At 63.5% G+C, this 10,530-nt stretch carries 12 protein-coding genes; 2 read left to right on the top strand and 10 right to left on the bottom strand.

Annotation, left to right across the window (positions count from 1 at the left end):
- Positions 1-69: 69 nt before the first annotated feature.
- A complete protein-coding gene (gene rlmF / locus DCO48_RS05145) occupies positions 70-1,020 on the top strand; it encodes a 23S rRNA (adenine(1618)-N(6))-methyltransferase RlmF (RefSeq protein WP_116549538.1) in 951 nt (316 codons plus the stop codon).
- A gap of 74 nt (positions 1,021-1,094) precedes the next feature.
- Here the strand turns inward: rlmF and DCO48_RS05140 are convergent, their stop codons facing one another.
- Complete coding sequence (locus DCO48_RS05140; RefSeq protein ID WP_009398256.1) at positions 1,095-1,376, bottom strand: HU family DNA-binding protein; 282 nt, start codon at positions 1,374-1,376, stop codon at positions 1,095-1,097.
- A gap of 407 nt (positions 1,377-1,783) precedes the next feature.
- On the opposite strand from DCO48_RS05140, the gene yejK reads away from it, so the two are divergent.
- Positions 1,784-2,791: a nucleoid-associated protein YejK gene (gene yejK, locus DCO48_RS05135; RefSeq protein WP_116549537.1), complete on the top strand. Its 1,008-nt coding sequence runs from the start codon at positions 1,784-1,786 to the stop codon at positions 2,789-2,791.
- Here yejK and DCO48_RS05130 read toward each other — a convergent pair.
- The 9 genes from DCO48_RS05130 to DCO48_RS05090 all read right to left on the bottom strand — a co-directional run bounded on the left by DCO48_RS05130 (position 2,772) and on the right by DCO48_RS05090 (position 10,510).
- Positions 2,772-3,071 carry a GIY-YIG nuclease family protein gene (locus tag DCO48_RS05130; RefSeq protein WP_116549536.1) on the bottom strand — a complete coding sequence of 100 codons (300 nt, stop codon included), beginning with the start codon at positions 3,069-3,071 and terminating at the stop codon, positions 2,772-2,774. The two genes, yejK and DCO48_RS05130, sit on opposite strands and share 20 nt — an antisense overlap.
- A 44-nt stretch (positions 3,072-3,115) precedes the next feature.
- Complete coding sequence (locus DCO48_RS05125) at positions 3,116-3,586, bottom strand: nuclear transport factor 2 family protein (RefSeq protein ID WP_116549535.1); 471 nt, start codon at positions 3,584-3,586, stop codon at positions 3,116-3,118.
- Positions 3,587-3,691: 105 nt separating this feature from the next.
- Positions 3,692-4,975: an MFS transporter gene (locus DCO48_RS05120; protein WP_116549534.1), complete on the bottom strand. Its 1,284-nt coding sequence runs from the start codon at positions 4,973-4,975 to the stop codon at positions 3,692-3,694.
- Positions 4,976-4,988: 13 nt separating this feature from the next.
- Entirely contained in the window at positions 4,989-5,639 is a 651-nt protein-coding gene (locus DCO48_RS05115; RefSeq protein ID WP_116549533.1) for a FadR/GntR family transcriptional regulator, read from the bottom strand.
- 86 nt (positions 5,640-5,725) lie between these two features.
- On the bottom strand, positions 5,726-6,778 hold the full coding sequence (gene hisC, locus DCO48_RS05110) for a histidinol-phosphate transaminase (protein ID WP_116549532.1): 1,053 nt from the start codon (positions 6,776-6,778) through the stop codon (positions 5,726-5,728).
- 3 nt (positions 6,779-6,781) lie between these two features.
- Positions 6,782-8,110, bottom strand: coding sequence for a histidinol dehydrogenase (gene hisD / locus DCO48_RS05105; RefSeq protein WP_116549531.1), 1,329 nt, complete (start codon positions 8,108-8,110; stop codon positions 6,782-6,784).
- Between the two features lie 126 nt (positions 8,111-8,236).
- The gene (gene hisG / locus DCO48_RS05100) at positions 8,237-8,872 is read right to left on the bottom strand and encodes an ATP phosphoribosyltransferase (RefSeq protein ID WP_116549530.1); all 636 of its coding nucleotides are present in this window, start codon (positions 8,870-8,872) and stop codon (positions 8,237-8,239) included.
- A gap of 108 nt (positions 8,873-8,980) precedes the next feature.
- The gene (gene murA, locus DCO48_RS05095; protein WP_116549529.1) at positions 8,981-10,246 is read right to left on the bottom strand and encodes a UDP-N-acetylglucosamine 1-carboxyvinyltransferase; all 1,266 of its coding nucleotides are present in this window, start codon (positions 10,244-10,246) and stop codon (positions 8,981-8,983) included.
- Positions 10,247-10,270: 24 nt separating this feature from the next.
- Positions 10,271-10,510 (bottom strand): BolA family protein, encoded by a 240-nt coding sequence (locus DCO48_RS05090; protein WP_116549528.1) that lies wholly within the window; start codon positions 10,508-10,510, stop codon positions 10,271-10,273.
- Positions 10,511-10,530 lie beyond the last annotated feature (20 nt).

Below are 10,530 nucleotides of genomic sequence, written 5' to 3'. Positions count from 1 at the left end.
CTCCCACAGGGATCACCTAGACCCCTGTGGGAGCGGGCTCGTCCCGCGATGCTTTCACCGGAAGCAAACATGAGCAAACCCGACAAACCGACCCTGCACCCGCGCAATCGCCATCAGGGCCGTTACGACTTCCCGCAGTTGATCAAGAGCAGCCCGGAGCTGGGCCAGTTCATGATCACCAACCCGTATGGCAAGCCGAGCATCGACTTTGCCAACCCGGAGGCGGTGCGTGTGTTCAACCGCGCCCTGCTCAGGGCGCAATACGGCATCCAGCATTGGGACATCCCGGCCGACTACCTGTGCCCGCCGATTCCGGGCCGGGCCGACTACCTACACGGCCTGGCCGACCTGCTCGCCGAGGACAACGCCGGGACGATCCCGCGTGGCAGCCAGGTGCACGCGCTGGATGTCGGCGTGGGTGCCAACTGTATCTACCCACTGCTGGGCCATAGCGACTACCGCTGGCGCTTCCTCGGCTCGGACATCGACCCACTGGCGCTGGCTTCGGCCAAGGCCATCATTCAGGCCAACGGCTTGAACAAAGCGATTCAGTTGCGCCAACAGGGCAATCGCAAGCACATCCTGCTCGGCCTGCTGGCCGCAGAAGAACGCTTCGACGTGACCCTGTGCAACCCGCCCTTCCATGCCTCGCGCGACGAGGCCACCCGCGGCAGCCAGCGCAAATGGCGGGCGCTGGGCAAGGCCGACCCCAAGCGCACGTTGCCGGTGCTCAACTTTGGCGGGCAGAACAACGAACTGTGGTGCGAAGGTGGCGAAATCCGCTTTGTGACGCAGTTGGTCAACGAGAGCAAGGGCCTGGGTCAGCAGGTGCTGTGGTTCAGCAGCCTGGTGTCGAAGGCGTCGAACCTGCCAGGGATCGAAGCGGCACTGAAGAAAGCCGCTGTGGTGGAACAGCGCGTGCTGGAGATGGGCCAGGGGCAGAAACAGAGCCGACTGGTGGCCTGGACGTTCCACTCGCCAGAAGCGCGCCAGGCCTGGCGCAAGGCGCGCTGGAGCTGAAAAGCATCGCGAACGGGCATAAAAAAACCGCATCTGGCTGACACCCGACGCGGTTTTTTTGAAGCTGTTTACAATTACTTGTTTACAGCGTCGGTCAGCACTTTGGCTGGAACGAACTTGACGACTTTCTTCGCAGCGATTTCGATCGCAGCGCCAGTCGAAGGGTTACGGCCGGTACGCGCTGGGCGCTCGGTGATTTTCAGTTTGCCGATGCCCGGCAGGGTGATTTCGCTGCCATTTTCCAGTTGATCAGCAACGATCTGGCCCAGTTGCTCCAGAGCGTTACGCGCGGTGGTTTTCGGCGCGTCGATAGCTTCAGCGATATCGGCGATCAGTTGGTCTTTGGTCAATGCCATGGTGGTGTTCCTTCCCTATCAAATTCAGTTGGTTTGCAGAGTGCTGCGTCAGCCATCGACCCGGCCCTGCTGGGGGTCGTGCGGTCCGGGGTACATCCAGTGCCAATCGGGTATGTAGATACACAAAACGGCGTTTGGTTCGACGTGACGCAAGCGGTCTGCCAGCAATGCGCCACACACGGGGCGCAAGACCGGGCAAAACTACCACAGGAAACGATAAATATCCGCCTCGGAGGCGGCAAATGTTCAGGTTTTTCGGGGGTTTGCACGAAAAACCGCAAAATACTGAACAAAAAACGAACAACCCTGTCTGCCTGCAACTCAAGGCTCAGCCACAGGCCCGGCCTGGGTTACACTTGGCAACTTTGCTGTGCGCTCAGGCGCGCCCCTTTTCAGCCGAGAATCCCATGCCGATCCGTCATTGCATCGTCCACCTGATCGACAAGAAACCCGATGGCACCCCAGCCGTGCTGCACGCGCGCGACTCGGAACTGGCCGAGTCGGCGGCCATCGAAAACCTCCTCGCCGACCTCAACGACAGCTATAACGCCAAACAGGGCAAAGCCTGGGGCTTTTTCCATGCCGAATCGGGTGCGCACCCGTTCAGCGGCTGGCTCAAGGAATACCTCGACCAGGGCCGCGACTTCACCGCCTTCAGCCGCATCGCCGTCGAGCACCTGCAGAAGCTGATGGAAGAGTCGAACCTGTCCACCGGCGGCCACGTGCTGTTCGCCCACTACCAGCAAGGCATGACCGAGTACCTGGTCATTGCCCTGCTGCACCACAGCGACGGCGTGGCCGTAAACGCCGAGCTGGACGTGACCCCGTCGCGTCACCTGGACCTGGGTCAGTTGCACCTGGCCGCGCGGATCAACCTGTCGGAATGGCAGAACAACAAGGTCTCGAAACAGTACATCTCGTTCATCAAGGGCAAGAACGGCAAGAAGGTCTCGGAATACTTCCGCGACTTCATCGGCTGCCAGGAAGGCGTCGACGGCCCGGGCGAAACGCGGACCCTGCTCAAGGCCTTCAGCGATTTCGTCGAGAGCGAGGACCTGCCCGAAGAGGCCGCCCGCGAGAAAACCCAGACCCTGGTCGAGTACGCCACCAGCCAGACCAAGGCCGGCGAGCCGGTAGCCCTGGAAGAGCTGTCCGGGCTGATCGACGAAGATCGCCCACGGGCGTTCTACGAGCATATCCGCAACAAGGACTACGGCCTGTCACCGGAGATCCCGGCGGACAAACGCACGCTCAACCAGTTCCGCCGCTTCACCGGCCGTGCCGAGGGGCTGTCGATCAGCTTCGAAGCGCACTTGCTCGGCTCGAAGATCGAGTATGACGAGGAAGCCGGCACCCTGATCATCAAGGGCCTGCCGACACAACTGACCGATCAGCTCAAGCGTCGCAAGGACTGACGCCGGACCAGGAGGCCACCAGGGCCTCCTTGGCACTCTTGCGCAATTTCTTCACCAGGCGCTCCTGACGTAGCGCCTCGCCCTTGTCCGGCCACCGCTCGACATACACCAGTGCCTGTGCCGGGCTGGTCTTGAAGTAGCGCGCGCCGGCACCCTTCTGGTGGGCAGCAAAACGCCGCTGCGGGTTGTCGCTGATTCCGCAGTACAACGAACCGTTGGCGGCGCGGACCAGGTAGACGAACCAGGGTTTGGGCAGGGAAGCGGCTGTTGAGTCGGTCACGGGGGGGCCATCGGGCAAGGCTGCAAAGCCGACAGCTTAGCGCCTTAGCGGCCGCCCTGAAATGCTCGCAGGCTCCTGGTTGCCTGCTCGCGAACCTTACCGGCCACCAGCGGCGTCCAGCCTAGCAGCAAGCCTTTGAGGCCCAGCGCCTGGCGCGACCAGGCCCACAGGTCGAAGCTGTCGTGGTGCTCGCAGATCTTGCCATCGCGGAAGCTGAAGCGCGCCTGGATGTCGTTGACCACGATGCGCCCGGTCTGGCTGAACAGGTAGGTCGCGACCCAGTGCGCGCCGCCGCTGCGGTCGTCGCTGCGGACGTTGTCGAAGGTCAGCGAGAAATCCTTGGCGCGACTGGCGAGCATGCGCCACATGTCGCCGGCGTCCTGGCCGCGCAAGGTGCCGAAGGCTGGGTCGCTGAAAACGATGTCGTCGGTGTAGCAGGCGACCATGGCTTCGGCATCCAGGCGCTGGAAGGCCTGGTAGAAGCGGGTGATCAGTGCGCTGTTGGCGTCGCTCATGGCAGGGTCCGTTTACCGGGGGGAAGGCCTGCACGATAGTCGCGGTGATGGGGAAATGCCATCGGCATTTATCCGGCGAATACCGCGATTGCTCCGCCACCGAAGTCAAACCTTCTCGCTGATCACCTGCACCTGCAACGCCCGCCCGGCCTTGAGCCCGAACACGATGGCGCCGATGCCAAGCAGCGCAAAGATCCAGCCCACGGCCTGCCAACCACCGGTCAGGTCGTGCACCAGGCCCACCGCAAACGGCCCCATCGACGCCAGCGTATAGCCGAACCCTTGGGCCATGCTCGACAGGTTGGCCGCGACGTGCGAATCCTTAGAGCGCAGCACGATCAAGGTCAGCGCCAGGGCGAAGGTCCCGCCCTGGCCCAGCCCAAGCACCACCGCCCAGCCCCACAACCCGCTCAACGGCGCATACAGGCAGCCGAACAGTCCGGCCAGGGTCAGCAACATGACGACCACGATGGCCGCACGCTGGTCCTTGCCGCGCGTGGCCAGCCACGGTGCGCTCAGGGCGCTGGCCAGTTGCACGATCACCGACCCGGACAGCACCAGCCCTGCCTCGGTCGGCGACAGTCCGCGGCCGATCAGCATCGACGGCAGCCAGCCGAATACGATGTACGCCAGCGACGACTGCAAGCCCATGTACAAGGTTACCTGCCAGGCCAGCGGGTCGCGCAGCAAGCCGCGCACCCGATAGGCCACCCGGTGTGCGCCATGCCCCTGACGGGCCTGCGGCAGCCAGAACAGTGCGGCGACCACCGCCGGGAGTAGCCAGAAGCCCAGGCCCATTTCCCAGCTATCGGCAAAGTACTGGCTGAGCGGCACGCTCGCACCCGCCGCCAGCGCCGCCCCCAGGCACAGCGCCATGGTGTAGACACCGGTCAGGGTACCGGCGTGCTTGGGGAAGTCGCGCTTGACGATCCCCGGCAGCAGTACACCGATGATGCCGATACTGGCACCGGCCATCAGGCTGCCGGCAAACACCCCGAGGCTACCGGCCGAACTGCGCAAGGCGATGCCAACGGCCAGGGTCAGGAGAATCCCGAGAATCACCCGCTCGCTGCCGAAGCGTCGCGCCAGCACCGGCGCCAGCGGCGCAAACAGGCCCAGGCAAAGCACCGGCAACGTGGTCAACAGGCCGGCTGCGGAAGCGCTCAGGCCGAGGCTTGCGGAAACCTGGCTGAGCAGCGGCGCCATGCTCGACAGTGCCGGGCGCAGGTTCAACGCCACCAGCACCAGAGCGAGCAACAGCAGCCAGGGCCGGCGCAGCAGCACCGGCTGTTGCTGCACCTGGGCGTCGTCGGCTTCAGCGTCGATCAGCAGTTCCTCAAGCTCCGCCCCCTGGGCCAGCGGTTCATTTCGGGTGGTGTCGTGAGCCATGGCAGTCTCGCACTCAAGGTTCGTTGATCAGGGTCCGGCTGAGGGCCTTGGCCCGCTCCGGATCGCGTTGTTCCACGGCATCGAGGATGGCGTGATGGAGGTCGAGCACCGACTGCCGCCGCGGCCCATGGCACATGCTGTGGTGCAATGCGCTGGCCAGCACCCCGGAAAAATACCGGTACAGCTCGCTCAACGCCGGGTTATGCGCGGCATCGACCAGACGCTGGTGAAACACCAGGTCGCAGGCGATATAGGTATCGGGTTCACCGTGGAAGTGCGCAGTGCTGGCCGCGAGGGCTTGATGCAGGCCGAGCAGATCGGCCGCATTGCGGCGCAAGGCGGCGAGGCCGATGGCTTCGGCCTCGAGAATGTGGCGGGCTTCACGGGCCTGCTGCAGGTCGCAGTGCGCCAGGGCCTGCATGGCTTGCAACGGATCGACAGTGGCGCGCAGGTAGCTGCCGTCGCCCTGGCGGATGTCGACCAGGCCACTGAAGGCCAATACACGCATGGCCTCGCGCACGGTGTTGCGGCTGATGCCTAGTTCCAGCGCCAGCTCCGGCTCGGTCGGCAAGCGCTGACCGACAGTCCAGGCGCCATTGGCGATACGCGCGCGTAGCTGCTCGACGGCTTGCTCGACCAGCGAGCGTTTTATGAGTTGCGACATGCTTACATCCAATCATCGGATGAATTTAGGAGATGGAGAATAGCCTAAAGGCCAGCGCGGGACGAGCCCGCGCTGGGGGCTACACGCTATGAGTGGCTCAGCGCATCCAGCAGCGCCTGGTTCTGCTCCGGCGTACCGATGGTGATCCGCAGGAACTGGGCGATCCGCGCCTGCTTGAAGTGCCGCACGATCACCCCCTGCTCACGCAAGTGCGCCGCCACCTGGGCTGCATCCTGTTGCGGATGGCGGGCAAAGATGAAGTTCGCCGCCGACGGCAGCACCTCGAAACCACGCTGGGTCAGTTCGGCCACCAGGTATTCGCGGCTTTCGATCACCTTGCGGCAGGTCTCTTCAAAGTAGGCCTGGTCTTCGAACGCCGCCGCCGCGCCGACAATCGCCATGCGGTCCAACGGGTACGAGTTGAAGCTGTTCTTGATCCGCTCCAACGCCTCGATCAGGTCCGGATGGCCGACCGCCAGGCCAACCCGCAAGCCCGCCAGGGAGCGCGATTTGGACAGGGTCTGGGTCACCAGCAGGTTCGGGTAACGGTCGACCAGGCTGATCGCCGTCTGCCCGCCAAAGTCGATATAGGCTTCATCGACCACCACCACCGAGTCCGGGTTGGCCTGCAGCAGTTGTTCGACCGCCTCCAGCGCCAGCAGGCAACCGGTCGGTGCATTCGGGTTAGGGAAGATGATCCCGCCATTCGGCCGCCGGTAGTCCTCGACGCGAATCTGGAACTGCTCGTCCAGCGCCACCGCCTCGAACGGGATGCCGTACAGACCGCAGTAGACCGGATAGAAGCTGTAGCTGATGTCCGGGAACAGCAGCGGCGCGCCGTGCTGGAACAGGCCGTGGAAGATGTGCGCGAGCACCTCGTCCGAACCGTTGCCGAGAAACACCTGGTTGCCTTGCACACCGTAATAGCTGGCGACCGCCTGTTTGAGCAGGTCGCTGTTCGGGTCCGGGTACAAGCGCAGGTTGTCGTTCAGCTCGCCGCGCATGGCCTCCAGCGCCTTGGGCGACGGGCCATAGGGGTTTTCATTGGTGTTCAGTTTAACCAGCTTGGCCAGTTTCGGCTGCTCGCCCGGCACGTAAGGCACGAGGTCCTTGACGAAGGGGCTCCAGAATTTGCTCATTGTTCAGTTCCCCTGTGAGTCGTCGGCAAGGATGCGGTATTCGGCGCTGCGGGCGTGAGCACTCAGCGATTCGCCACGGGCCAGCACCGATGCGGTCCGGCCCAGTTCCGAGGCCCCCTGCTCGGAGCAGAAGATGATCGAGGAACGCTTCTGGAAGTCATACACCCCCAGCGGCGACGAGAAGCGCGCGGTGCCCGAGGTCGGCAGCACGTGGTTCGGCCCGGCGCAGTAGTCGCCCAGCGCTTCGCTGGTGTGGCGCCCCATGAAGATCGCGCCGGCGTGGCGGATCTGCGGCAGCCAGGCCTGCGGGTCGGCCACCGACAGTTCAAGGTGTTCCGGGGCGATGCGATTGGCCACTTCGATGGCCTGGGCCATGTCGCGGACATGGATCAACGCGCCACGACCGTTTAGCGAGGTACGGATGATCTCGGCACGCTCCATGCCCGGCAGCAGCTTGTCGATACTCGCGGCCACCTTGTCGAGGAACGCGGCATCGGGACTGACCAGGATCGACTGGGCGTCTTCGTCGTGTTCGGCCTGGGAGAACAGGTCCATGGCGATCCAGTCCGGGTCGGTCTGGCCATCGCAGACCACGAGAATTTCCGAAGGGCCGGCGATCATGTCGATACCGACCTGGCCAAACACATGGCGCTTGGCGGTGGCGACATAGATGTTACCCGGACCGACCACCTTATCGACCTGCGGCACGCTTTCGGTACCGTAGGCCAGCGCGGCCACGGCCTGGGCACCACCGATGGTGAATACCCGGTCGACACCGGCGATACAGGCCGCCGCCAGTACCAGTTCGTTGATCTCGCCGCGCGGGGTTGGCACCACCATCACCACCTCGCCGACCCCGGCCACCTTGGCCGGAATCGCGTTCATCAGTACCGACGAGGGATACGACGCCTTGCCGCCCGGCACATACAGGCCGGCACGGTCGAGCGGCGTGACTTTCTGACCCAGCACGGTGCCATCGGCCTCGGTGTAGGTCCAGGAGTCCTGCTTCTGCTTCTCGTGATAGCTACGCACACGGTTGGCGGCGACTTCCAGCGCTTCGCGCTGCGCCGGGGTAATCCGCGTAAGGGCCAGCTCCAGGCGCTCGCGGCCGAGGATCAGGTCGTCGATCGAGCGGGCATCGACGCCGTCGAAGCGCTGGGTAAACTCCACCAATGCGGCATCGCCCCGCTCGCGCACGGCCTTGATGATATCCAGGACCCGCTGGTTGACCGCGTCGTCGGACACGCTTTCCCAACTCAGCAGATGATCCAGATGTCGGGCGAAATCCGGGTCAGCGGCATTGAGACGGCGAATTGCAGTGGACGTGGTCATAGCGAGGGCCTCGATAAATGGCGAATGCTCAGGCGCCCTAAGCTACCAGTCCATCCGCGCGGGCACCCGAGAAAGTTGGCTATGACGCGGATAGACGGGCGCGACAGCGAAGGTCGCGCGCAGAGGTCAGCCGCGGTGTCGCGATTCGACAGCCTTGCGCAGGGTGTCGATCAGGCTCTGGATACGGGCGTGCTGCATCTTCATCGATGCCTTGTTGACCACCAGGCGGGAGCTGATGGTGGCGATCATTTCCTGGGGTTCCAGGCCGTTGGCACGCAAGGTGTTGCCGGTGTCGACGACGTCGATGATCTTGTCGGCCAGGTTGATCAGCGGAGCCAGTTCCATCGAGCCGTACAGCTTGATGATGTCGACCTGACGGCCCTGCTCGGCGTAGTAGCGCTTGGCAACGTTGACGAACTTGGTCGCTACGCGCAGACGGCCCTTGGGCTCCGGCGCACCGATGGCACCGGCGGTCATCAGCTTGCACTTGGCAATCTGCAGGTCCAGCGGCTCGTACAGGCCCTGGCCACCGTATTCCATGAGCACATCCTTGCCAGCCACGCCCAGATCGGCGGCGCCATGCTCGACATAGGTCGGCACGTCGGTGGCCCGCACGATCAGCAGACGGACGTCTTCCTGGGTCGTCGGGATGATCAGTTTGCGGCTTTTGTCCGGATTCTCGGTCGGCACGATGCCGGCCTCTGCCAGCAATGGCAGGGTGTCATCGAGAATACGGCCTTTGGACAGCGCGATGGTCAACATGGGAAACGTCGGTCCTTATGCGGCTAAAGCCGCCGGGCCCCAACAGGCACCCGACGGCAATCAATTCGGTCCAGCAATAAAATGGCGCGTCCCTGCGCCAGCGGCAGACTAGCCCGGTACGCGACGGATCTTCGCGCCCAGCATCTGCAGTTTTTCTTCGATGCACTCGTAGCCACGGTCTATGTGGTAGATGCGATCGATCAGGGTGTCGCCCTCGGCCACCAGGGCCGACAGCACCAGGCTGGCCGACGCCCGCAGGTCGGTCGCCATGACTGGCGCGCCTTTGAGGGTCTGGGTGCCGGTGACGATGGCGGTGTTGCCTTCGACCTGAATCTGCGCGCCCATGCGGTGCATTTCGTAGACGTGCATGAAGCGGTTTTCGAAGATCGTCTCGATCACCGCGCCAGTGCCTTCGGCAATGGCGTTGAGCGAGATGAACTGCGCCTGCATGTCGGTCGGGAATGCCGGGTACGGCGCGGTACGCAGGTTGACGGCTTTTGGCCGCTTGCCGTGCATGTCCAGCTCGATCCAGTCTTCGCCGGTGGTGATTTCGGCGCCGGCTTCCTTGAGTTTTTCCAGAACGGCTTCAAGGATGGTCGGGTCGGTGTCCTTGACCTTGACGCGGCCGCCGGTAACGGCAGCGGCAACCAGGTAGGTGCCGGTCTCGATACGGTCCGGCATCACCCGGTAGACCGCAGGCGCCAGGCGCTCGACGCCGTCGATGGTGATCGTGTCGGTACCGGCACCCTGAATCTTCGCGCCCATGGCGATCAGGAAGTTGGCCAGGTCGACCACTTCAGGCTCGCGCGCGGCGTTTTGCAGCACGCTGCGGCCTTTGGCCAGGGCCGCAGCCATCATGATGTTCTCGGTACCGGTCACACTGACGGTATCGAAGAAGAAGTGCGCGCCACGCAGGCCGCCTTCCGGCGCCTTGGCCTTGATGTAACCGCCTTCGACTTCGATCTTCGCACCCATGGCCTCCAGGCCGCGGATGTGCAGGTCGACCGGACGCGAACCGATCGCACAACCACCCGGCAGGGCCACTTCGGCTTCACCGAAGCGGGCAACCATTGGCCCCAGCACCAGGATCGACGCGCGCATGGTTTTCACCAGCTCGTACGGTGCGACCAGGGTCTTGATGGTGCGTGGGTCGATTTCCACCGAAAGCTTTTCGTCGATCACAGGCTCGATGCCCATGCGCCCGAACAGCTCGATCATGGTGGTGATGTCGTGCAGGTGCGGCAGGTTGCCGACCGTGACCGGGCCATCGCACAGCAGGGTTGCTGCCAGAATGGGCAGGGCTGCGTTCTTTGCACCGGAAATGCGGATTTCGCCATCAAGACGAGCGCCGCCAGTAATAATCAGTTTGTCCATTTAGAGTCTCGCCGCCAAGTTGGCTCAGGTGCGCTCAGCCCAGGCTGCGCTGCTGAAAAATTTCATGGTTACCGCATGGATGCTGCCATCGGTGATCCAGGGATTCAGGTGAGCATACACCTGCTGTTGACGCTTGACCGGGCTCAAGGCCGCCAATTCGTCATTGATCACGTTCAACTGGAAGTTGCAGCCTTCGCCTTCAACTTCAACCCGGGTTCCCGGCAGTTTTTCTTCAAGGAAGTTCTTAACTTCTACGGCCTGCATGCTCAACCTCAATCGGCGCC

Origin of the sequence: Pseudomonas sp. SDI (assembly GCF_003105155.1) — a bacterium.
In the GTDB taxonomy this organism is placed as follows: domain Bacteria; phylum Pseudomonadota; class Gammaproteobacteria; order Pseudomonadales; family Pseudomonadaceae; genus Aquipseudomonas.
Note: the sequence above shows the minus strand (reverse complement) of the source record. Positions and strands in the feature narration are given on the sequence as shown.